Consider the following 22,556-nt stretch of genomic DNA (forward strand, 5'->3'; position numbering starts at 1 on the left):
CTACAATGTCAAAGAACTAATCAAAATCTTCCAAGGACCGAAGCCCCGCACCAACGTCAACACCGCAGTTCCCTGCGCCGCACCCCGTCGGTGGAGGCGGGTTATAGGTCCCATACCCATAACTGTCAAATACCTTTTTGAGGAAAAATCACAAAAAGATCACGACGCAAAAATTTTGCGCGGGAATGGTATATAGGTATGCAATTAGAACCCAGCAAGGGCCCGAAAGGCCAAAAAACAGGCCTTGCCGATTTACTGACAATCCCAAAGGTGGATTATCTTCTCGGAAACCTGATACCGGATCATCGATAATATCCCTGTAAGATCGACAATTTAAAGAATCAGAGGCCTCAATGTCAGAACGCAGCCCCGCTCATGTCGACTTTCCCGACCGCCTTCAGCCGATAGAAATTATCGATATGCATACCGGCGGTGAACCCTTGCGCATTATCCGGCACGGTTACCCTGTGATCACAGGCGACAATATTCTGGCCAAGCGCCGCTATGTCCGGGACCATCTGGATCATTTGCGCCGGTTTTTAATGTTTGAGCCGCGCGGGCATGCAGACATGTATGGGGCATTGTTGGTTGAACCGACTCTGCCCGATGCCGACCTGGCGGTATTGTTTTTGCATAATGAAGGATATTCGACGATGTGCGGCCATGCGATCATCGCCCTTGGTCGCTATGCCGTTGATTACGAATTGGTACCGGTTATTGAGCCCGTCACACAGGTCGCCATTGAATGTCCGTGCGGACTGGTCAGGGCCGAGGTGGAGGTGATTAATGGCATAAGTGGCAAAGTAACATTTCTGTCTGTACCATCTTTTGTTACGGGCTGCGATTATACCCTGACCCTGCCCGATGGTACGCCTTTTAAAACCGATATTGCTTATGGCGGGGCATTTTATGCGATGCTGGACGCCGGGCAATTCGGAATGGAGATCGGTACAACAGCAGTACGTAAACTTGTCGGTCTTGCAAGTACGGTTTGTGCGGCTATAAATGCCTCGATCCCGATCCGCCATCCCGATCATGACGACCTTGGTTTTTTATATGGTGCGATCCTGACCGATGGTCGCGATGAGTTCAGCACCGAACCGACCCGTAATATATGTATCTTTGCCGATCAACAGGTGGATCGAAGCCCCACCGGGTCCGGGGTCAGTGCACGTCTTGCTCTCCAACATGCCAAAGGGCAGATCAAAGCCGGGCAAACAAGGGATTTTGAAAGTGTGACCGGCGCGATTTTTAAGGGCAGCATTGGCGATGTAACCCGTTGCGGCCCCTTTCCCGCCATTATTGCACGGGTTGGCGGCATGGCGCATTATTGCGGCGAAAGTCGGTTATGGCTGGATCAGGGTGATCTGGTTGGACAGGGGTTTCAAATCAGATAAGGCCGGTCAGACACTCCCCGTCGGACGGGCCGACCGCAAACAATCAAGCAGGCTTTTACCCGAATTTTCAATATGGCTGCCCAAAAGGGCAGCAGCCTTGTCGGCATCACCCGCCCGGCAGGCATCAAGAATTTCATGATGTTCGCGTTCGGCAGTATCAATCGCCCCGGTCAACGCCAGTTGGGCGCGGATAAAACGCACGGTGTTATTGCCAATGGTCCGGACAATTTCAAGGGTCTTGGGGCGTTCCGAAGCCTGATAAAGCCGTTCATGGAATTGCCGGTTCAAATCCCCCCACCGTGCCACGTCGCCCGCCCGTAAGGCATCGTCATAGACATCCAGAATATCGGCAGCAGCGCGGATGTCGTCTTCGGTCAGTTTCGGCACGGCATGGCGCAGCAATTCACATTCCAGCAACCGGCGTACTTCAAACAGTTCTTCGATTTCCTGAATAGACAGGGTGGCAACGATGGCCCCCTTGTGCGGCTGAAACGTTACCAGCCCTTCTGCATCAAGTCGTTGCAAGGCCTCGCGCACAGGAATGCGCGAGACATTATATTCAGTAGCAATGGCATCCTGACGCAACTGGCTGCCCGCAAGGAAATCACCCGACAGAATGCGTTCACGAAGGTCTTCGGTTACCTGATCAGTGATGGTACGGCGTGTAAAGCGGGGTGATGCGGTCATTATCTGTCTGTCAATCTGCCAACAATAAGGTAATCGGGGCAGAATGTCGCTGCCAGTACCCGCCATCCGAAACAGATTACCGGCAGTTAACGCCCCCTCGCCTATAGTCATAGCGATGCGACCGGCAACGCGCAATAAAATTGCCATTCGGGCAGATCAAACTGTGTTGATCTGCCCGGTTATGCTGTCCGATGATCAGGTGACGACGAAACCGTGGGCATAAGGGTCGCGGTCATCAATAAAGATTGTGTTATAGCCATGAATACGCGCCCAGCCTTCGATACCCGGCACAATCGCATCATAATCGCCCACTCTGGTATGTTCGACCACGGTGGCGCGGAATTGCGACCCGATGATGCTTTCATGCACCATATCCTGATCCGCAGGCCATTGGCCGCGCCCGACCAATTGTGCCAGCCGCGCCGAGGTGCCGGTGCCACAGGGTGAACGGTCAATTCCCTTGTCGCCATAGAACACGGCATTACGGTGTGTGCTGCCGGATTGGGTGGGGGTGCCGGTCCACTGGATATGCGACAAGCCCTTGATGTCGGGATGCAACGGATGAATAAATTCGCCGATCTGATTAAGACGGCGACGCAATTCCGGGCTGATGCGTTGAAAATCACCCACAGTGAAATCGGCCATATCGCGGAAATTTTCCTGCGGATCGACAATCGCATAGAAATTGCCGCCATAGGCAACATCAACCGTGATCATGCCCAAATCCGGACAATCGACAGTGATCCCGGTTTTATACAAAAAGGATGGCACATTCGTCAGCTTGACCGATTCGACATATTCGCCGACCTGTTTGTAGTGCGCAATCACCAGACCGGCCGGGGTTTCCAACCGAAGGATACCGGGGGTTTTGGGTTTGACCAGCCCCTGTTCGATGGCAATTGTCACTGTGCCAATCGTGCCGTGGCCGCACATCGGCAAACAGCCCGACGTTTCGATAAACAGAATGGCGACATCACAATCATCGCGGGTCGGTTCATAAAGGATCGAACCGGACATAATATCATGGCCGCGTGGCTCGAACATCAGGCCGGTGCGAATCCAGTCATATTCTGCCAGAAAATGCGCCCGTTTTTCGAGCATGTTATTCCCCGACAGGCGCGGGCCGCCCCCGGCAACAACCCGCACCGGATTGCCGCAAGTATGACCATCAATACAAAAAAAGCTGTGTTTTGCCATTTTGGCAGGGCTCCGAAATCAGAAACGGTCGATACGATAGGGCGTCATGTCAATCGGTGCAGGATTGCCCGAGATCAGGGCCGCAACCAGTTGCCCGGTGGTCGCCCCCATCGTCAGGCCAAGATGCCCGTGCCCAAAGGCAAAAGCGACATTGTCATGAAGCGGGCTTGTCGAAATCACCGGTTTGGAGTCGGGCATAGAGGGTCGAAATCCCATCCAGTCCGTCCCGCCCTGATCCGACAGGGCGGGCAGAACCTGCTGTCCTTTGGCAAACAGGGCACGGGCACGTTTGTAATTGGGAGCGGCGGTCAACCCGCCCAGCTCCACTGCACCGCCAACCCGAATACCCATTTCCATCGGGGTCAGGACGATGCTGTCATCCGCACTGATCACCGTACGGTTCAGCGTCGCACCGTGATAAGGCACCGTGGTGTTGTAACCCCGTTCGGTATCCAGCGGCACCGGACTGCCCAGCTTGCCCGCCAGATTTTTCGACCAGGCCCCGCAGGCCACCACCAGCTTGTCAAAAACAATCTGGTCGCCGCCCCGGGCCACGGCGGCGCGAGGCTTACCATCGCGCCAGATAAAATCAACGATCTCGGCCTTCTGATATATGCCGCCACGTTCGCGAAACAGTTTTTCAAAGCCAAGGACGATTTTATAGGGATCCAGCACGCGCCCCCAGTCTTCCTCGACCACACCGCAGGCGAAAATCGGGGCCAGACCGGGTTCCATTTCGGCAATCTGTTCACGGGTGACATCGGTCACACGCACCCCATTACGACGGCGTAAATCAATATTGTAATCGGAAGCGCGGCGGCTTTGGGTGCTGCGATAGACCGCAAGGGCCCCTTCGCGAAACACCGCATCGGCCAGGCCCGCATCGCGAATCAACGGAGTGTAATCATCCCAGACTCTGTCCAGAATCGCAACCAGTTCACTGGCGATCTGTTCGACCCGGTGCTTGCGTCCGGCAGCGGCAAAGCGCAACAGCCATGGCACCATACGCGGCAGATAGGACCAGCGCAGTGTGAGCGGACCATAGGGATCCATCAGCCAGCCGGGGACTTTTAACAATGTTCCGGGCATCGAGATCGGTGCGCATTCCGTTACCGCCAGCCCGCCCGCATTGCCAAAGGATGTCCCCATGCCCGGCTCATTACGATCGACAATCGTCACATCAAAGCCCTGCTGTTGCAGGACCAAACCGACATTGACACCGACTATTCCGGCACCGATCACCAGGGCAGTTTGCGCTTCTGACATGATATTCCTTTGGATTTTGATCCCAAACGGCAGCACCATAAAGGGCAAACGGGGCGACCGCAATGGCCGCCCCGCGCATTGCCCATCTTCTAAAGTGACGGGCGGGTATCGATAGTTTTCTGGATGATCGCGCTGATCTGCTCGCGTTCCTTACCGACCAGCGACAGGCGCGGTGCGCGGACATATTCCTTGCCAACACCGGTCATAGCCTGTGCCAATTTGATATATTGCACCAGCTTGGCATGGACATCCATATGCAGAACCGGGGTGAACCAGCGATAAATCTTCAGGGCTTCGGCATATTTGCCTTCCGACAGCAATTTCCACAGCGCTACGGATTCCGCTGGAAACGCATCGGTAAAGCCGGAAATCCAGCCGACAACGCCCAGAACCTGGGTTTCCATCACCAGATCATCCATGCCGCAGAACAGAACAAAACGGTCGCCACAGGCATTATAAATGTCGGTCACACGGCGGGGATCACCAGAACTTTCCTTGATCGCCACCAAATTAGGCACATCGGCGAGTTGGTTGAATTCTTCGGGTTTGATATCAACACGATAAGCACCGGGATTGTTGTAAATCATGATTGGCAGTCGCGTTTCATTGGCGACAGCGCGGAAATGCGCAATGTTTTCGCGCGGATCAGCGGTATAAATCATGCCCGGCAGCAACATCAAGCCATCAGCCCCCAGTTCTTCGCATTTTTTGGCATAGGCAATTGCACCGCGCGTGGTGGTTTCCGCAACGCCGGACAGAACCGGAATCCGTTTATTGGTGATTTCAACAGCCAGCTTGAGAACGGCGATCTTTTCTTCAAGATCAAGGGCAGTATTTTCACCAACCGACCCCAGCATAACCAGACCGTCCACCCCGGCATCGATCAGGGCTTCGATCTGTTCTCCCGTCATCTTGTAATCGATCGAGCCATCTTCGTTCATCTGGGTAGCAACAGCGGGAAATACGCCTGTCCAGTTTACCTGCATTTCCGGGAACCTTTCCATATATGGCCTGCGATCCGGCCGTTCTGATTATTCAAAGCCGCCTCTGATCTTTCCGAACGCGACTCACATTATGTATATTGTATGCAAAATATCCGGGCCCGCAGCAACCGAAAAAATGACACACTCCAGCCGAAATGAAAAACCCCGGAAAACCGGGGCTTTAAAAACTCTATTCTTACTTCTGTCCGATCACTTCCATGGTTCGGGCAATGATCACTGCATCGCATAATTCGTCTTCGACCAGTTTTCTGGCCTGCCACCCCATTCCAGCACGCAAGATATCATTGCATAACAAGGTATCAATCGCTTCTGCCAAGCTTTGCGCATCCTTTAGCGGCACCAAAAGGCCGGTTTTGCCCGGCAGCACAATTTCGCGGCAGCCCGGCACATCGGTTGCCACCATGGCAAGTCCTGCGGCAGCGGCCTCCAACAAGGATTTAGGCAACCCCTCGCGCCAAGATGGCAAAACCGCCAAATCGCTTTGCCGCAACAAATCGGCCACGTCACGGCGGCGACCCAACCATTCAATCAGGCCTTCCTGCTGCCACGCCCTCAGTTGACCGTCATCGGCACTATCGGGATTGGCAGGATCAGCATCGCCGACCAGCCAGAAACGATAATTCCGGCCTTTGGATTTCAAAAGACGGGCAGCTTCAACCAGTTCGGCCAGCCCCTTGGACCACAACATCCGGGCGACAAAAATCACGGTTTTGAGATCATCTGACGGTTTTTGGTCCTGCCCCGGATCATAGGCCAGAAGATCAACCCCCGATCCCCGGATCAAATGCAGTCGTTGCGTCGGGAATCCCAAACCGGCCATTACATCACGATCATCGGCATTTTGCACAATCACCGTTACTGATGGAAACAGCGCATAAAACCGCAACAACAGCGACACAATCGACCTGACAATCCGCGCCCTGACACCGCCTGACACAAACATAAAACCAAGACCGGTAATCATATTGACCGAGCGTTTCGCCCCGACAATCAACCCCGCCATCGCCGAAAGCACAACACATTGAATAGAGACATTGACAACCACATCAGGCTGTTCGCGGCGGATCAAACAAGCCAGCGACTTGATAGTGTTAAGTGAGCTGATCGGGCTTAAACCGCCCCGAACAATCGACGCATCAATCACGCGAAAGCCTTCGTCGCGCAGTTTTTCGGCGGCTTCACCTGTTCGGCAGGCAATCACAACATCCCATCCCTGCACCAGTGCTGCCCGACCTAACCCAATCCGGTGCGACACGAAAGACCAATCTTCGCCACAGACAAACAACATCTTGCTGCGTCTGTCCGGAGAACCGGGCAGAGCTTGCATCTCCTTCCGCAAGATCAACAATAAAAGGGAAATCAGGAAAACCGACTGCCACCATGTGGACCAAAAGGAATAATTAAACAGGCCCGAAAACCAATACCCGACCTGTACCGCCAGAATCGGCACGGCAATTGCCATTCCCGATTGACGTAACAGGCGAAAAGAAACACCCCCGCAAACCACCAGAAATCCCAAAACCGACAGCAATCCGATAATCCCGGTTTCAAGCCATATTTCTATAAACCAGCTATGCGGATGGGCAGGCAAAACCGACTGCCCCAATGTTCCCGGCACATCATTGGCACCCGGAATCCACGGGGCCGCATTAATTCCCCAGCCAATCAGCGGATGATCCTGCATACGTTCAAAGGCGAAATGCCATATAATCTGCCGGTGAACATCAACCAGTTGAATAGGCAAATATGGTTGGAAACCATCAAGATCACCCCACGAAGTATTCGTAACATTTCCCAGCCAGACAACCACAGCGACAATCGAAATCACCATGCCTCCCACCGCCAGAAAGGTTACACGGCGCAAATTCACGACAACCACCAAAGAAATGGCAAAAATCCCCAGCATGGCCAGAATGGCCGCTGCATTGGCACGCGCCATGCCAACATAGATCACCACCGGCACCGCCAACACAAACAGCCATGACAACCAGCGCCGCAGACCTTTTTGATCAAGCCCATCAGCGATCAGTAAAACTGCTGCAAAAACCAGAAAACTGCCAAGAGGCTTAAGACGGCGGGTAATATCCACCGTGACATCCGGATTGCCCAACGCCCGTAGACTGAGAACATCAGGTGTCACAATAATCGCGAGCAAACAGTAAGCCAGCACAGCCCAACTTGCATAGGTCACAGCATTCCATGCCAGTCTGGCCTTGGGAGCGATCAGGCGCATGATAAACCAGCACCCCGCAACCAACGCCAAAACGGATATCCATTTGGTAAAAGATACGCCAACCTGAAGGGACCCAACCACTGAGGGTACCCATGCAACAAACACCAGCAAAAGTGCGACACCAACAGGTGACGTTATATCGCGACGAATCTCACGCCAAGCAGGCCCTGTCTTCCCTCCAACTACCGCCAGAATGAGCGACAGACTAAGCCCTGCGGCCAGCCCTCCCCTACCGAAAAAGAATAGCGGCGCTGATAATCCAAAAAAGATTGCGGCCATGCCTAGGACATAGTCGCGCCAAGTCAGTCCGACTGAATTTTGCTGCATTGATTGATTTCCAAACCATTACCCTGCTGTTGCTAACCACAGCGGGAGATTGCGGTCAATCTCGGATCGACGGAAAATCATATCTCTGGTTTAATCCCTTACTTGGGAAGATCAAACCGCAAACGGGGACCACCGTGCTGATGAAGGCATTACTTCGATATCCAGGAGATCGTAAAATTGCAGTGACCGATTGCCCCATGCCCGTTTTGCAGTCCGGTACGGTTCTGGTGCGCACTCAGGCCTCCGTGATCAGCACCGGCACCGAAGAGGTCCAGAACCGCGAAACCCGTCTGCCCTTGCTGATGAAAGCGTGGCAGCGCCCCGATCTGGTAGCACTTGTTTTACAAAAATGGCGGCAGGATGGTTTGCAGGCCACCCGCCATGCGGTGCGTAATCGCCTCAACCGCCCACTGCCCGCCGGATATAGCTGTGCCGGGATGATCGAGGCCGTGGCCCCCGACATCACCGATCTGCAAACCGGACAACTGGTTGCCTGTGGTGGTATTGGCCATGCCCGCCATGCGCAATGGAATGTGGTGCCGCGTCATCTGGTATGCCCTGTGCCAGACGGGGTGTCTGCCGACAATGCCGCTTTTGCCACTTTAACGGCGATTGCCCTGCATGCCCTGCAACAGGGCGAGGTGATTATTGGTTGCCAGATTGCCGTAATCGGTTGCGGCCTGATTGGACAACTGGTTATTGAAACCGCCAACGCCGCCGGGGCGCGGGTGATGGCAATTGATCCGCAAACCTCCCGGTGCGATTTCGCCCGACAGGGCGGTGCGACGGAAACATCGGAAAATGCCGGCTCGGTCCCGGTAACGGAGCAATACGATGCTGTTCTGATTTGCGCGCCCGACCCAGATGGCTCAATGATAGATCAGGCGGTCCGGTTATGTCGGGACCGCGCCATCATTGTCTGTGTAGGTAATGTGGCGATTCGGGCGAACCGGGAGACTCTTTATCGCAAGGATATCACCATAAGGCAGGTGCGCTCCTACGGCCCCGGTCGTTATGATCCGCAATATGAACAGCACGGCATTGATTACCCGATTGGTTATGTGCGCTGGACCATCAACCGTAATATGCAAACCGCTCTTGATTTGATGGCACGCGGGCGCATCAACCCTTCCCGCCTGATCACGCAACGTCTGCCGATCCAGGACGCAGCCCGCGCCTTTGAGCTTGCAAACCCAACACCATTGGCGATCCTGATTGAATATCCCGACACACCCACACCACCGCAAACAGCATCGCCGATACCAACCCCAAAACCAGCCCAAACAAAACGCAATTCCGGGATCATCCATATCGGCCTGATCGGGGCAGGCAATTATGCGGGTGGAGTTTTGGTTTCGCATCTGCGCCAGAACAAAAATGTCCGCATTACCGCCATATCTTCCCCTGACGGACTGGCGGCACAGGGAATTGCGCGACAGATCGGGGACGCTGCTGCAACCAGCAACAATCAGGCGATTTTAAACGATTCGGACACTGATGCCGTGATCATCGCCTCCCGTCATAATAGCCACGCCGCCCTGACCGTTCAGGCGCTTGAGGCCGGAAAGCATGTTTGGGTCGAAAAGCCACTTTGTCTTGATCTGGCGCAGCTTGAATCGATTCAAAATACCCATGCAAACCACCCGGGCCTGATTTTGATGGTCGGCCATAACCGTCGCCATGCACCGATGGCACAGACCATTCTTAATTATTTGCCGAATGGCCCGAAACACTTCACATACCATGTCCGTATTCACCCTTTGCCCGCCGGGCACTGGTTACACCATCGCGGTCAGGGTGGCAGAGTATTGGGGGAAATCAGCCATTTTATTGATCTGTTGCAGTATTTTGCCAACAACCCGATCCAAAACCTGCATTGTCACTGGATCAATCGACAGGATGACATTTGCCTGTGGCGAGTGGTTTTTCAGGATGGATCGGTGGGGGATATTCATTACGGGCAGGCAGGACATCGCAGCATCGCCAAGGAACGTCTGGAAATTATTGCCACCGATACAACAATTGTCCTGACTAACTGGCAGAAATTACATATCCGTAGCCCCAAAGGAAATCTGACACGGCGCCACTGGCTCAAACCCGATAAAGGTCATACCGGCATTATCGCGGATTTTATCCGCACCCTGTCAGAAGACAGCACCACTGACCAACATGAAATCACCCTGTACCGTCATATCCTGAATGCACTGGCCAACCCGGCCTAATGCGCCCCGGCATACAACACCAGCAATGGCAGCGTGATCACACTGATCAAGGTGGTGATCAGGATGGTGGTCGAGGCACGATCAATGCCGACCTGATAACTGCCAGCCAGAATGGCAACATTGGCTCCGCTGGGCAGGGCCGCGATGATCGTCACCACCGTCAGCCATAACGGCGGCAGATCAAAGACAAAACGCGCAACCAGAAATACCAGCAAGGGCTGTATCAGCATTTTGGCGACGCTGCACAGAACCGCGGCCTGAACATTGCCGCGAATGCTTTGTCCATAAAGCCCCGCCCCGACCAGCAGCAAGGCAATCGTCGGCCCGGCAACGCGGAAACGTTCCAGCGTCCCGTCGATCATTTCCGGCATTTCGATGCCCACAAGCGACGCCAGAACGCCCAGCACGATGGCAATGATCAATGGATTCTTCAAAACGCGCCAGATGCTCCGCCCGACATTGCCCAGCCAATTGCCCGCCGATGCACGGTCGCCTTCGATGATAAAAACCGTAATACCCAAAAGGGTCAGTGGATGGATCGACAAAATGATCAAAAGCGGTACAAGACCCGCCTCGCCGTAGACAGCCTGCACCAGCGGTATGCCAAGCAACACGATATTGGAAAAAACCCCACCGACGGCGGTAATCGCCGCCGCATCGACATTCGCCTTCAACCAATAGCGGGCGGTAAAAAATACCAACGCATAATTCACCAGAACCGCACCGTAATAACTGCCCCACAGGCGCAAATCGAACTGGGCGGCAATATCGGATTGCGACAGGGTCTGAAACAGCATGGCGGGGATAAAGACATTCATGGCGATCTTTGCCAGAACCGGAATGCCATCACGGTTCAGCACCTTGACCCGCATCAAAAGATAACCGCACAGGATCGTCAAAAAGACCGGTCCCACCTTACTGACGATCAGATCAAGCATAAATCCCCCAGCCGGGCTGACAGAAACAGATAATGACAGGATAAAAAGAAGGGCGACACAGATATGTGCCGCCCAATGGTATCGCGCCGTATCAAATATGACCAGCCCCGTGTTTACAAAGGCTTAAACCGCGTCGCTACGCACCCGTGCCACGGCTTTTTTCCACCCGGCCAATACAGCTGCACGGCGGCTCTTTTCGGCCTTGCCTGTGAATTCGGCATCCAAATGCCAGTTGGCCGTTATATGATCCAGATCGCGGTAAATCCCCGCCTGTAACCCCGCCAGATAGGCTGCCCCCAATGCCGTTGTTTCAGTCACCACCGGACGTTGCACCGGAATATCAAGAATATCGGCCAGATACTGGCACAGCCAGTCATTGGCGACCATACCGCCATCAACCCGGACCGCTTTGGGCGATACGCCATCAGCCGCCATTGCATCAAACAAATCAAATGTCTGATAACAGACACTTTCAAGCGCGGCGCGAACAAATTCACGCGGCCCGGTATCACGGGTCAGACCCAAAATGGCCCCCCGCGCATCCGGATCCCAATAAGGCGCCCCCAGCCCGGTAAAGGCAGGAACCAGATAAACCCCGTGATTATCCTCCAGCGATTTCGCCAGTCCTTCGGATTCCGCCGCCGATTTGATGATTCCCAAACCATCGCGCAACCACTGCACCGCCGCTCCGGCGACAAAAATTGCACCTTCAATCGCGTAACTTGTCTTGCCATTCAGGCGATAGCCAATCGTGGTCAGCAAACGGTGTTGCGAGGTAACGGCCTCATCCCCGGTATTGAGAATGACAAAACATCCGGTACCATAGGTGCTTTTGATATCGCCGGGATGAAAACAGCATTGGCCAAAGGCTGCGGCCTGTTGATCCCCGGCCATGCCCAGAACCGGCAAGGCACGACCAAACAACTCGGCCTCGACCATGCCAAAATCGGCTGCGCAATCCTTGACTTCGGGCAAGACGGCCTGTGGCACCCGGAAAATGTTGCACAATTCATCATCCCACTGGTTGGTGCGGATGTTGAAAAGATTGGTGCGGGCCGCATTGGTGGCATCTGTTGCATGGGATTTGCCCCCGGTCAGGCGCCACAGCAAAAAGGAATCAACTGTACCGAATGCCAGATCGCCCTGTTCGGCCCGCGCCCGTGCGCCCGATACATGATCGAGAATCCACGCCACCTTGGTCGCCGAAAAATAAGGATCAATCAACAGACCGCTGCGCTGGTTGACACGTTCCTCAAGGCCGGTGTCTTTTTTCAGATCGTGGCACAGCCCGGCGGTGCGGCGATCCTGCCAGACAATGGCGTTGTAAATTGCCTTACCTGTCTTGCGGTCCCAAACCAGTGTGGTTTCGCGCTGATTGGTAATGCCAATCGCCACAACATCATTGATATCGACATGGCCCAAGGCCTCACGGCAGACTGCGACTACCGTATTCCACAAATCTTCCGGATCATGTTCGACCCAACCGCTATTGGGGAAATGTTGCGGAAATTCCTGCTGCGCAACCGCAACCGAACGGCCATGATTGTCAAAAACAATGGCGCGTGAGCTTGTCGTACCCTGATCAATCGCCAGAATATAGCGCTTGTCCGTCATCTTGCAGTCCTCCCCGAAGCCGACAGTTCTTCTGCCGTACCATAAAGAACGCCTGAAACGTTCTGTCATCTGCCAAATCAAGTCAAGCAGGGTTTCTGTTTAGAAAAAATTCATCCGAAAAACAATTCGTTTGCGAATATTTTTATCAATGACTTTGCACCAGACAAGCCGGATAGTAAAAATCCTTCGCCTTTCCAAGGACTTCCTGCTTACATGATAGGATCCGATACAGGAAAAGCCCGACATGATCGTTGATCTGGTTTATGGTACCCGCCCCAATATCATCAAGGCGGCGGCATTTTACGCCGCATGGCGCGATGCTGACTGGCCGTTTGAACTACGCCTGATTGATACCGGACAACATTGGGACCCTTTCCTTGCCGCGCAGCAATGCCATGTTCTGGGCCTACCTGCCCCAGAACATAATTTGGGAGTCGGGCAAAAATCCGCATCCGGCGATGATATGATTGCCATAACGCATCGGGCCTATGCCAATCTGATCACTCAAACCCGCCCGGCGGCAACCATTACGATTGGCGATGTCACCGGGTCGGTCGGCATTGCGCAAGCCGCAGCCATGAACAATGTTTTACTGTGCCATATCGAGGCCGGTTTGCGCGGCGGCGAAGATGCCGTTGCCGAAAATGCCAATCGTCAGAAAATTGATCGACTATCTGATCTGTTATGGGCACCCGATGATGGTGCATACGCCAATTTAAGGCGGGAAATGCAAGAACATCGCCATATCAAAATGACCGGCAATATCATGATCGACGCCCTGATACGGTTTCCAGACGGCGGGAAAAACATCCCAAAACCGCATGATATTATCGTCACCCTGCATCGTGCAGGTAATGTCGATGATCCGGAACGGCTGGGCAAGATTGTCGGTGCATTGCGCCAGATTGCACAAACGCGGCGCATCCTGTGGCCGATGCATCCGCGCACCCGGCATTGCCTGCAACGGTATGGCCTGTGGTCCGCCATTGACAACTGCCATGGCATCACGCTTTGCGATTCCTTGCCCTACCCCGATTTCATGGCGGCATTGCGCCAATGCCGGGCAATTATTACCGATTCCGGGGGTGTACAGGAAGAATGCGCATGGTTGGGAAAACCAGCCTTGATCCTGAGAGATCGCACAGAACGCGCCCATACCCTGAACGACGTTGCCATCAGGCTGGTATCCCCAAGTGACCTTGGCGAGGCCATAACACATCTGATTGCGACGAAAACAATGCCATATCGCCCCGCAGGATGGGACGGGCGGTCGGCGGAACGGATGCTGTGCCATTTGACATCGGTTCTGACCCCAAAATATCGGCAAGACCGGCATATAAATTGCACAGGCATGATCACTTGCAACCATAACCGGCAAATCTTGCCGTCGGAGGATTTCCATGTCTGTGATTGATACCATCAATACCGGTACAGCCCTGGCCACATCGCGGCAGGCCGGTTTGTCAAACGGAACCATCCTGTCAAACAGCACCGGCACAGCCAACAAGGATGACGAGGAACAGAATAACGATCTTGCCTATATCCGCGAACACGGTTTTACCGCCTATGTCCGTGAGATTGAGGAACGCAAGATTGAAGAATTGCGCAACAAAATCCTGGAATCGATGGGATTGGATGAAGAATCACTGGCAAAAATGGATGCCAGGCAACGCAACGATATTGAACGGGCGATTTCCGACGCCATCACGCAGCGCCTCAACAGTGCCAGCCTTACCACGACGGATGACGAGGCTGAAAATAACGGGCAAAACCCCGCCATATCGCCCGCCGCCATCACCTTTGACCCGCGCATGTTTGATGTCTTTACCGCCCTGCAATCGGAATTACCGGACGGTGATATGCAAAACTTCACGAGTGACCCCGACAAAGACAGGAATGCGTGACTTTCCACCGCATCAAAAATGGCACGGCACATCACGCACTGTGCCATTTTTGATCTGTTCAGACCCGATTATCCATCAAGCCCGCCAAGGCAGACATATTTGGTTTCCAGATAGTCCTCGATTCCGTATTTTGATCCTTCGCGACCAAGACCCGATTGTTTGAAACCGCCAAACGGAGCCACTTCGGTTGAAATCACCCCGGCATTGACCCCGACCAGTCCGCTTTCAAGTCCTTCGGCCATTTTCCAAATACGACCGATATCACGGGAATAGAAATAGGATGCCAGACCAAATTCACTGTCATTGGCCATTTCCAGAACTTCGTCATCGGTTTTAAAACGAATCAGCGGTGCCATCGGGCCAAAGGTTTCCTCGCGGAAGACCTGCATGTCACGGGTGGCATCGACAATCACGGTCGGCTCAAAAAATGTACCGCCCTTTTCATGACGCTTGCCGCCAGTCAAAACCCGCCCGCCTTTTGCCACCGCATCGGCGATATGGCTTTCGACCTTTTGAACCGCCTTTTCATTGATCAACGGGCCGATTTCAACACCCTTTTCGGTGCCCGACCCGACCGACAATCCGGCTACCCGGGCCGCAAGTTTTTTGGCAAACTCGTCATAGACCGCATCATGAACAAACAGGCGGTTGGCGCAAACGCAGGTTTGTCCTGTGTTGCGATATTTAGAGGCCAGCGCGCCTTCGACCGCCGCATCAACATCGGCATCCTCACAGACGATAAACGGCGCATTGCCGCCCAGTTCCAGACTGATTTTCTTGATGGTATCGGCGCATTGCCGCATCAATAACCGCCCGACCGGGGTTGAACCGGTAAAGGTCAGTTTCCGAACAATCGGGTTTTCCGTCATTTCCGCGCCGATTTCTTTGGCATCGCCCGTCACAATCGACAACAACCCCTTGGGCAGACCGGCCCGTTCGGCCAGAACCGCCATCGCAAGCGCGGAAAAAGGTGTTTCCATCGCCGGTTTGACCACCATTGCACAACCCACCGCCAATGCCGGGGCTGCCTTGCGGGTGATCATCGCGGTCGGAAAATTCCACGGCGTGATCGCAGCACAAACACCCACCGGTTCTTTCAGAACCATCACCCGTTTATCGGGTGCAAAAGATGGAATGACATCGCCATAAACCCGTTTGGCTTCTTCGGCGAACCATTGCAGGAAAGACGAGCCATAGGCAATTTCACCGCGTGATTCGGCAAGAGGCTTACCTTGTTCGGCGGTCATCAATTGCGCAAGGTCTTCCTGATTTTCCATCATCAGGTCGTACCATTTCATCAAAATGGCCGACCGTTCCTTGGCTGTGCGCTTTTTCCACGATTTTTGTGATTTTTCTGCGGTTTTAATTGCATGTGCCACCGCATCACGGCCCAGCACAGGCACGGTTCCCAACAACGCACCGGTCGCCGGGTTGGTCACATTTTCGGTTTTGCCGTCACCGGCATCAACCCATTCGCCGCCGACATAGGCCTGCTGACGAAACAGGGATGTATCTTTCAGGGTAATCATGGTGGGGCCTCCTCGGAGTTTGGATCAGGCCGTTCGACGACCTTAAGGATGCACGCAGTGTTGCGCCAAAGCCCGTTATGAGGCAACCGGAATCACCATCCGGGGCAGCAAATTGCAGCATCCCGAACATAGGCGGCAAGGCGCTTTTACGATGCCCACCACGATATTATTTTTCAGTTTCCAACGATTCATCGCCTTTAACTGCCGACTCCCCATGCCTTCGAAACACCAATCCTGAATGTAAAAATATCCTGACAGCACCCCGCATGGGCAATATTACATCGGCAAAACAATTCCTTACCGCATCGCACAAAAATTTCAATAATGAAAATTACAATATGAATTTATTTTCGCTTGCAATTATTTTTAGGCATGCGTAACGTTTTTGAAAATAAATAGCGTCAGCAAAGCCTGACGATAGAAATTCGAGCAATCAGGGAGGAAGCGGTTGCTCTCATCACAGATATACGACATCGCCATCATTGGCGGTGGCATCAATGGCACCGGAATCGCCCGCGATGCTGCTGGCCGTGGCCTTAAGGTTTTTCTTTGTGAAAAGAACGATCTGGCAAGTGCGACCTCATCTGCCAGCACCAAGTTGATCCATGGTGGTTTGCGCTATCTGGAACATTACGAATTCCGCTTGGTCCGCGAGGCACTGATTGAGCGCGAGGTGTTGATGAACGCCGCCCCGCACATCATCTGGCCATTGCGGTTTGTCCTGCCTCATGTCCGGGGATTGCGCCCGGCATGGATGATCCGGTTGGGGCTTTTTTTATATGACCATCTGGGTGGTCGCAAAAAACTGCCCGGTTCCGAAGGTATCCGGTTGTCCGACCATCCGGCGGGCACCCCTTTGGTTGCGGGTATGGATAAGGCTTTTGTTTATTCTGATTGCTGGGTGCAGGATGCCCGCCTTGTCGTTCTCAATGCGATGGATGCGCAGGCACGCGGTGCCGATATTCAGGTTCGAACCGAATGCATCCGGGCGCAACGCGACAATGGTCTGTGGTCCGTCACCCTGCGCGATGCATCGGGCAATGAATACATCATAAAAGCCCGCAGTATGGTCAATGCCGCCGGTCCATGGTGCGCAGAAATGCTGGATGGCAAGATTGATGCCCATAAAAAACAGGCGATCCGTCTGGTACAGGGCAGCCACATCGTCGTACCCAAGCTGTTTGATCATGAATATTGCTATATTTTTCAAAACCCTGATGGTCGCATTGTTTTTGCCATTCCCTATGAACAGGATTTTACCCTGATCGGTACCACAGATCGCGATTATCAGGGGGATCCGGGCAAGGTCGCCATTAGCACCGATGAAATCGGCTATCTGTGCGAACTCGCCAATTCCTATTTTTCACGACAAATCACCCCTGATGATGTGGTCTGGACCTATTCCGGGGTACGCCCGCTTTATGGTGACAGTTCCGAAGATGCATCATCAGTCACCCGCGATTACGTTTTGGAAATCGACAGCCACAACAACGATGCACCGCTTTTGAATATTTATGGCGGCAAGATCACCACCTATCGCAAACTGGCTGAATCCGCCCTTGCCAAATTATCGCCCTTTCTGGGTATTGCCGACAAGAAATGGACAAGTGGTGCCTCCTTGCCCGGCGGCGATATGCCCGGTTCTGATTTCGAGGCCTTTCATGCGGCAATGCAGCAACGATTTCCTTGGATTCCAGCGCCTCAACTCTACCGTTATCTGCGCAATTACGGCACACTCACGACGAATATCATCGGCGGCGCCAAGGACCTTGCCGGTTTGGGGCGGCATCTGGGCGATGATGTCTATGAAAACGAACTGACATATTTGGCCGGGCGCGAATGGGCCCGCACGGCGCAAGACGTCCTGTGGCGGCGCTCCAAGCTGGGCCTGCATCTTTCGACCGACACCCAGTCTGCAATTGCGGACTGGTTCGCAAACTCCGACCACCCGATCAAAGCCGTACAGACGGTCTGAGGAATTAACGACAGATGACCCTTAAACTCGAAAATATCAGCAAAATTGTGGGGGCCGAAACCCATATCGACGATGTGTCGATCACGCTGGAACCGGGTTCGTTCAATGTACTGCTGGGGCGGACCCAGGCGGGCAAGACCACATTGATGCGGATCATGGCAGGACTGGAACCGCCCACCAAGGGACACATTTTTGTTGATGGTACTGATGTTACCGGCATGGCCGTGCAAAAACGCAATGTCGCCATGGTCTATCAGCAATTCATCAATTACCCGTCGATGAATGTCTATGACAATATCGCATCCCCCTTGAAATTGCAGGGCATGGCTAAGGCCGAAATCGAGCGGCGCGTCAAATCCACCGCCGAACTTATGCATATCGAACATTTACTGGATCGCCTGCCGCAGGAATTATCGGGCGGGCAACAACAACGCACCGCCATGGCACGCGCCATGGTCAAGGATTGCACCTTGCTGTTACTGGATGAACCGCTGGTCAATCTGGATTATAAATTGCGAGAAGAACTGCGCGCCGAAATCCCCAATCTTTTGGCCGAACGCGATACCATTGTGGTTTACGCCACCACCGAACCGATGGAAGCCCTGCTTTTGGGCGGGAAATGTGCGGTGATGCATCAGGGCTGCATGACCCAGTTCGGGCCGACCACGCAGGTTTATCACAATCCGGCCTGTGTCGAGACCGGCCTGATTTTCTCCGATCCACCGATCAATCTGGTCGATGCCGAAGTCCGCGACGGCAATCTGTTCCTTGCCAGTGGCCATCAGGTTGCCTTGCAGGGGCATCTGGCCGGGCTCGACCGTGGCAAACATACAATCGGGGTGCGAGCCAACCATTTGTCGGTCAAAAATCCGGGCTCGCATGCCATCGCCATGCAGGGACAGGTCGAATTGGCCGAAATCACAGGATCGGAAACCTTTGTCCATGTGCATTTCAACGATGTGTCCTGGGTGATTCAGGAAGAAGGGGTCCACAACCCTCGTCTGGGCGAAGCCATCACCTTTTATGTCGATCCAAAACGTCTGTTTGCCTTTGGCGTGAACAACCAGCTGGAAGCGGCCCCACCGGTCGCCCTTCAAAACGGCAAGGCTGCCTGAGGTCGAGGAAAGAAAAAATGGCACGTATTGATCTTAAAAATCTGGCGCATTCCTATTTTCCGGACCCGAAAGGGGACGATGACTATGCGCTGCGCCGTATGGAACATGTCTGGGAAGATGGCGGGGCCTATGCCCTGTTAGGTCCGTCGGGTTGCGGCAAGACCACCCTGCTTAACATCATTTCCGGCCTGCTGCCCCCATCACACGGACAGGTTCTGTTTGATGGCAAGGACGTCACCAGACTGGCCCCGGAACAGCGCAACATCGCACAGGTGTTTCAGTTCCCGGTGATTTACGACACCATGACGGTTTATGACAATCTGGCCTTTCCATTACGCAATCGCGGGATTGCCGAAAAAACCGTCGATGCACGGGTGCGCGAAATTGCCGGGATGCTTGATCTGAATGGCAAACTCAAACACAAGGCACGCGGCCTTGGTGCCGACGAAAAACAAACCATTTCGCTGGGTCGCGGGCTGGTACGCGATGATGTTGCCGCCATCCTCTTTGACGAACCACTGACCGTCATCGACCCGCATCTGAAATGGGTGTTGCGCCGCAAGCTCAAGGAAATTCACAACAAGTTGCGCCCGACCATGGTCTATGTCACCCATGATCAGGTCGAAGCCCTGACCTTTGCCGACAAGGTTGTCGTCATGTATGGCGGCAAGGTCGTGCAACTGGGTACGCCGCAGGATTTGTTTGAAAACCCGGCTCATACCTTTGTCGGTTATTTCATTGGCAGCCCCGGCATGAACATCGTGCCCTGCAATCTGGAGGGCGGGGCGGCATGGATTGATGGGCATCGCATTGCCCTGACTGACCGGCATATGAATGCCGCATCCGGGGCATCCGGGGCGGTTGAACTGGGTATCCGCCCGGAATTCCTGACCCTTGACACCGATGCTTCCGCCAGCAATGAAGGCGGCATTCCCGTCAATATCGTCAAGGTCGAAGACCTGGGCCAATACAAGATCGCCACCACCCGGTTTGGCAATGCCGAAATGAAGGTGAAGATCGGCGAGGATCAGATGATTTCGGCACATAGCGGCGTTCTGCGGTTCCCGACAGAATGGACCAAGCTGTATGCCGACAGTCATCTGGTCGCATAAGGGGGAATGGCGAAATGAACAAGATTACCAATAACAAGGCCTGGTTCCTCGTCCTGCCGGTCTTTCTGATTGTCGCCATCAGCGCAATCATCCCGTTGATGACCGTCGTCAATTATTCAGTGCAGGATATTTTCGATCCGCAAACGCGGTTCTTTGTCGGCACCGAATGGTTCAAGCAGGTTCTTGAAGATACCCGCCTACATGATGCGCTGGTCCGTCAGATCATCTATACTGGCAGTATCCTTGCCATTGAAATTCCGCTGGGCATTGCGATTGCCCTGACCTTGCCGCGCAAGGGATGGGGTGTTTCGGCCTGTATGGTATTGTTGGCCCTGCCGCTTTTGATCCCGTGGAATGTTGTTGGCACCATCTGGCAGATTTTCGGTCGCGCTGATATCGGCCTTGGCGGTTATGTCATCCGGTCGCTTGGCATCAGTTACAATTACAGCCAGAACCCGATGGATGCTTGGATTACCGTTGTGGTCATGGATGTCTGGCACTGGACCAGCCTTGTCGTACTGCTGTGTTATGCCGGGTTGCGGTCAATTCCCGATGCCTATTATCAGGCGGCCAAGATTGACGGGGCCTCGAACTGGGCGGTGTTCCGGTTCATCCAGTTACCCAAAATGCAGTCGGTTCTGGTGATTGGTGTGCTGTTGCGCTTTATGGACAGCTTTATGATTTACACTGAACCCTTCGTCCTGACCGGCGGCGGACCGGGTAACTCCACCACCTTCCTCAGCCAATATCTGACACGAATGGCGGTCGGGCAGTTCGATCTGGGTCCGGCGGCGGCCTTCTCCATCATCTATTTCCTGATCATCCTGCTGGTTTGCTGGGTTTTCTATACCGTCGTCATGAACGCCGGAAAGCGGGAGGAACAATAAAATGCGGTTCCAGAAACGTCACATCGCACTGCTTGTTTATATTATCTTTCTGTTGCTGCCGATTTACTGGCTGTTCAACATGTCGATCAAGACCAACACGGAAATTCTGGGCGCAATGACCCTGTTTCCTGATGCGCCGACCCTTAATAATTACCGCACGATCCTGACCGATCCGGCATGGTATTCGGGCTATATCAATTCGATGATCTATGTGGCGATCAATGTGGTGATCTCGCTTTGCGTCGCCCTGCCCGCCGCCTATGCCTTTTCGCGGTATAACTTTACAGGCGACAAGCATCTGTTCTTCTGGCTGCTGACCAATCGCATGGCACCACCTGCTGTTTTTCTGTTGCCGTTCTTTCAGCTGTATTCCAGCGTCAATCTGTTTGACACCCATATTGCGGTCGCCCTGGCGCATTGCCTGTTTAATGTACCGCTGGCGGTGTGGATCCTCGAAGGGTTCATGTCCGGGATTCCCAAGGAAATCGATGAAACCGCCTACATCGACGGTTATTCGTTCCCGCGCTTTTTCACTACAATTTTCATTCCACTGATCCGGTCCGGCATCGGGGTGACGGCGTTCTTCTGCTTTATGTTCAGTTGGGTTGAATTGTTGCTGGCGCGTACCCTGACCTCTGTCGAGGCCAAACCGATTGCCGCCACCATGACCCGAACGGTGTCTGCATCGGGTATGGATTGGGGTGTTCTGGCCGCAGCAGGTGTCCTGACCATCGTGCCGGGTGCACTCGTGATCTGGTTTGTACGCAATTACATCGCCAAAGGTTTCGCGATGGGTCGTGTGTAATCGGAAAACAGGAGGATTGAAATTATGACATGGATGGCCTGGACCCCGATTACGGCAGTGTTTTTCACCTGCATCATTCTGATGCTGATTGGTATGGGCATTTGGCAGACCGTTTCGCCAACTGTGCCACGCCGGGGCTTTCTGCCTCTGATCACAACTCGCGGCGACCGGCTGTTTATCAGCCTGCTGGGGGCGGCTTATATCCATCTTGGCTGGCTGGCCGTTACCGATGCCGCCTTGTGGATAGCCTCGATCATCGCCCTGCTGTGGCTGGTTTGCATCATGCGTTGGGGATAATGCCATTGCAAAGGGGCTGTGTTTCCTGCGGCATCAGCCCCTTTTAT

Annotated in this window: 18 protein-coding genes; 10 read left to right on the top strand and 8 right to left on the bottom strand. The window is 53.9% G+C overall.

Translation table 11 applies throughout. From position 1 onward, the window contains the following. Window positions 1-353: 353 nt before the first annotated feature. Window positions 354-1,397, top strand: coding sequence for a proline racemase family protein (locus Q8O73_RS02295; RefSeq protein ID WP_305554319.1), 1,044 nt, complete (start codon window positions 354-356; stop codon window positions 1,395-1,397). A gap of 6 nt (window positions 1,398-1,403) precedes the next feature. Here Q8O73_RS02295 and Q8O73_RS02300 read toward each other — a convergent pair whose 3' ends face one another. The 5 genes from Q8O73_RS02300 to Q8O73_RS02320 all read right to left on the bottom strand — a co-directional run bounded on the left by Q8O73_RS02300 (window position 1,404) and on the right by Q8O73_RS02320 (window position 7,784). Further along, window positions 1,404-2,084 carry a GntR family transcriptional regulator gene (locus Q8O73_RS02300; RefSeq protein WP_305554324.1) on the bottom strand — a complete coding sequence of 227 codons (681 nt, stop codon included), beginning with the start codon at window positions 2,082-2,084 and terminating at the stop codon, window positions 1,404-1,406. A gap of 195 nt (window positions 2,085-2,279) precedes the next feature. Further along, the gene (locus tag Q8O73_RS02305) at window positions 2,280-3,281 is read right to left on the bottom strand and encodes a 4-hydroxyproline epimerase (protein WP_305554327.1); all 1,002 of its coding nucleotides are present in this window, start codon (window positions 3,279-3,281) and stop codon (window positions 2,280-2,282) included. Between the two features lie 18 nt (window positions 3,282-3,299). Beyond that, window positions 3,300-4,547 carry an FAD-binding oxidoreductase gene (locus Q8O73_RS02310; RefSeq protein ID WP_305554330.1) on the bottom strand — a complete coding sequence of 416 codons (1,248 nt, stop codon included), beginning with the start codon at window positions 4,545-4,547 and terminating at the stop codon, window positions 3,300-3,302. Between the two features lie 89 nt (window positions 4,548-4,636). Then, window positions 4,637-5,533, bottom strand: a complete 897-nt coding sequence (locus Q8O73_RS02315; RefSeq protein WP_305554333.1) for a dihydrodipicolinate synthase family protein — start codon at window positions 5,531-5,533, stop codon at window positions 4,637-4,639. Window positions 5,534-5,726: 193 nt separating this feature from the next. Beyond that, window positions 5,727-7,784: a glycosyltransferase gene (locus Q8O73_RS02320; protein WP_305554336.1), complete on the bottom strand. Its 2,058-nt coding sequence runs from the start codon at window positions 7,782-7,784 to the stop codon at window positions 5,727-5,729. Between the two features lie 524 nt (window positions 7,785-8,308). Between Q8O73_RS02320 and Q8O73_RS02325 the strand changes: the two genes are divergently transcribed. After that, the gene (locus Q8O73_RS02325; RefSeq protein WP_305554339.1) at window positions 8,309-10,333 is read left to right on the top strand and encodes a bi-domain-containing oxidoreductase; all 2,025 of its coding nucleotides are present in this window, start codon (window positions 8,309-8,311) and stop codon (window positions 10,331-10,333) included. Here Q8O73_RS02325 and Q8O73_RS02330 read toward each other — a convergent pair. Further along, window positions 10,330-11,271, bottom strand: a complete 942-nt coding sequence (locus tag Q8O73_RS02330; protein WP_305554342.1) for an AEC family transporter — start codon at window positions 11,269-11,271, stop codon at window positions 10,330-10,332. The two genes, Q8O73_RS02325 and Q8O73_RS02330, sit on opposite strands and share 4 nt — an antisense overlap. A 123-nt stretch (window positions 11,272-11,394) precedes the next feature. Further along, window positions 11,395-12,885, bottom strand: a complete 1,491-nt coding sequence (gene glpK, locus Q8O73_RS02335; RefSeq protein ID WP_305554345.1) for a glycerol kinase GlpK — start codon at window positions 12,883-12,885, stop codon at window positions 11,395-11,397. Window positions 12,886-13,129: 244 nt separating this feature from the next. Here glpK and Q8O73_RS02340 point away from each other — a divergent pair, with 244 nt between their 5' ends. Further along, the gene (locus Q8O73_RS02340) at window positions 13,130-14,299 is read left to right on the top strand and encodes a UDP-N-acetyl glucosamine 2-epimerase (RefSeq protein ID WP_305554348.1); all 1,170 of its coding nucleotides are present in this window, start codon (window positions 13,130-13,132) and stop codon (window positions 14,297-14,299) included. Beyond that, window positions 14,286-14,789 carry a hypothetical protein gene (locus tag Q8O73_RS02345; RefSeq protein WP_305554351.1) on the top strand — a complete coding sequence of 168 codons (504 nt, stop codon included), beginning with the start codon at window positions 14,286-14,288 and terminating at the stop codon, window positions 14,787-14,789. Before Q8O73_RS02340 ends, Q8O73_RS02345 begins: the two co-directional genes overlap by 14 nt. 68 nt (window positions 14,790-14,857) lie before the next feature. Here Q8O73_RS02345 and Q8O73_RS02350 read toward each other — a convergent pair whose 3' ends face one another. Continuing rightward, window positions 14,858-16,318, bottom strand: a complete 1,461-nt coding sequence (locus Q8O73_RS02350) for an NAD-dependent succinate-semialdehyde dehydrogenase (RefSeq protein WP_305554354.1) — start codon at window positions 16,316-16,318, stop codon at window positions 14,858-14,860. Between the two features lie 448 nt (window positions 16,319-16,766). Between Q8O73_RS02350 and glpD the strand changes: the two genes are divergently transcribed. The 6 genes from glpD to Q8O73_RS02380 are packed head-to-tail and all read left to right on the top strand — an operon-like array spanning window position 16,767 to window position 22,509. Continuing rightward, on the top strand, window positions 16,767-18,293 hold the full coding sequence (glpD, locus tag Q8O73_RS02355; protein ID WP_305554357.1) for a glycerol-3-phosphate dehydrogenase: 1,527 nt from the start codon (window positions 16,767-16,769) through the stop codon (window positions 18,291-18,293). Between the two features lie 14 nt (window positions 18,294-18,307). Next, entirely contained in the window at window positions 18,308-19,408 is a 1,101-nt protein-coding gene (locus Q8O73_RS02360; protein ID WP_305554359.1) for an ABC transporter ATP-binding protein, read from the top strand. 17 nt (window positions 19,409-19,425) lie between these two features. After that, window positions 19,426-20,520 (top strand): ABC transporter ATP-binding protein, encoded by a 1,095-nt coding sequence (locus tag Q8O73_RS02365; protein ID WP_305554362.1) that lies wholly within the window; start codon window positions 19,426-19,428, stop codon window positions 20,518-20,520. 14 nt (window positions 20,521-20,534) lie between these two features. After that, window positions 20,535-21,407, top strand: coding sequence for a carbohydrate ABC transporter permease (locus tag Q8O73_RS02370; protein WP_305554365.1), 873 nt, complete (start codon window positions 20,535-20,537; stop codon window positions 21,405-21,407). 1 nt (window position 21,408) lies between these two features. Then, a complete protein-coding gene (locus Q8O73_RS02375; protein ID WP_305554367.1) occupies window positions 21,409-22,212 on the top strand; it encodes a carbohydrate ABC transporter permease in 804 nt (267 codons plus the stop codon). Window positions 22,213-22,236: 24 nt separating this feature from the next. Then, complete coding sequence (locus Q8O73_RS02380) at window positions 22,237-22,509, top strand: DUF2160 domain-containing protein (protein WP_305554370.1); 273 nt, start codon at window positions 22,237-22,239, stop codon at window positions 22,507-22,509. The last annotated feature ends 47 nt before the right edge of the window (window positions 22,510-22,556 follow it).

The sequence above is a fragment of the Thalassospira sp. genome (genome assembly GCF_030690045.1).
Classification (GTDB): Bacteria; Pseudomonadota; Alphaproteobacteria; order Rhodospirillales; family Thalassospiraceae; genus Thalassospira.

What these genes read in the sequence shown, in the direction of transcription:
- Q8O73_RS02370 (WP_305554365.1), top strand. Translation starts at nt 20,535, where the DNA reads ATGAACAAGATTACCAATAACAAGGCCTGGTTCCTCGTCCTGCCGGTC.
- Q8O73_RS02305 (WP_305554327.1), bottom strand. Translation starts at nt 3,281, where the DNA reads ATGGCAAAACACAGCTTTTTTTGTATTGATGGTCATACTTGCGGCAAT.
- Q8O73_RS02380 (WP_305554370.1), top strand. Translation starts at nt 22,237, where the DNA reads ATGACATGGATGGCCTGGACCCCGATTACGGCAGTGTTTTTCACCTGC.
- Q8O73_RS02365 (WP_305554362.1), top strand. Translation starts at nt 19,426, where the DNA reads ATGGCACGTATTGATCTTAAAAATCTGGCGCATTCCTATTTTCCGGAC.
- Q8O73_RS02295 (WP_305554319.1), top strand. Translation starts at nt 354, where the DNA reads ATGTCAGAACGCAGCCCCGCTCATGTCGACTTTCCCGACCGCCTTCAG.
- Q8O73_RS02340 (WP_305554348.1), top strand. Translation starts at nt 13,130, where the DNA reads ATGATCGTTGATCTGGTTTATGGTACCCGCCCCAATATCATCAAGGCG.
- Q8O73_RS02315 (WP_305554333.1), bottom strand. Translation starts at nt 5,533, where the DNA reads ATGCAGGTAAACTGGACAGGCGTATTTCCCGCTGTTGCTACCCAGATG.
- Q8O73_RS02320 (WP_305554336.1), bottom strand. Translation starts at nt 7,784, where the DNA reads ATGCGCCTGATCGCTCCCAAGGCCAGACTGGCATGGAATGCTGTGACC.
- glpK (WP_305554345.1), bottom strand. Translation starts at nt 12,885, where the DNA reads ATGACGGACAAGCGCTATATTCTGGCGATTGATCAGGGTACGACAAGC.
- Q8O73_RS02325 (WP_305554339.1), top strand. Translation starts at nt 8,309, where the DNA reads ATGCCCGTTTTGCAGTCCGGTACGGTTCTGGTGCGCACTCAGGCCTCC.
- Q8O73_RS02350 (WP_305554354.1), bottom strand. Translation starts at nt 16,318, where the DNA reads ATGATTACCCTGAAAGATACATCCCTGTTTCGTCAGCAGGCCTATGTC.
- Q8O73_RS02300 (WP_305554324.1), bottom strand. Translation starts at nt 2,084, where the DNA reads ATGACCGCATCACCCCGCTTTACACGCCGTACCATCACTGATCAGGTA.
- Q8O73_RS02360 (WP_305554359.1), top strand. Translation starts at nt 18,308, where the DNA reads ATGACCCTTAAACTCGAAAATATCAGCAAAATTGTGGGGGCCGAAACC.
- Q8O73_RS02345 (WP_305554351.1), top strand. Translation starts at nt 14,286, where the DNA reads ATGTCTGTGATTGATACCATCAATACCGGTACAGCCCTGGCCACATCG.
- Q8O73_RS02330 (WP_305554342.1), bottom strand. Translation starts at nt 11,271, where the DNA reads ATGCTTGATCTGATCGTCAGTAAGGTGGGACCGGTCTTTTTGACGATC.
- Q8O73_RS02375 (WP_305554367.1), top strand. Translation starts at nt 21,409, where the DNA reads ATGCGGTTCCAGAAACGTCACATCGCACTGCTTGTTTATATTATCTTT.
- Q8O73_RS02310 (WP_305554330.1), bottom strand. Translation starts at nt 4,547, where the DNA reads ATGTCAGAAGCGCAAACTGCCCTGGTGATCGGTGCCGGAATAGTCGGT.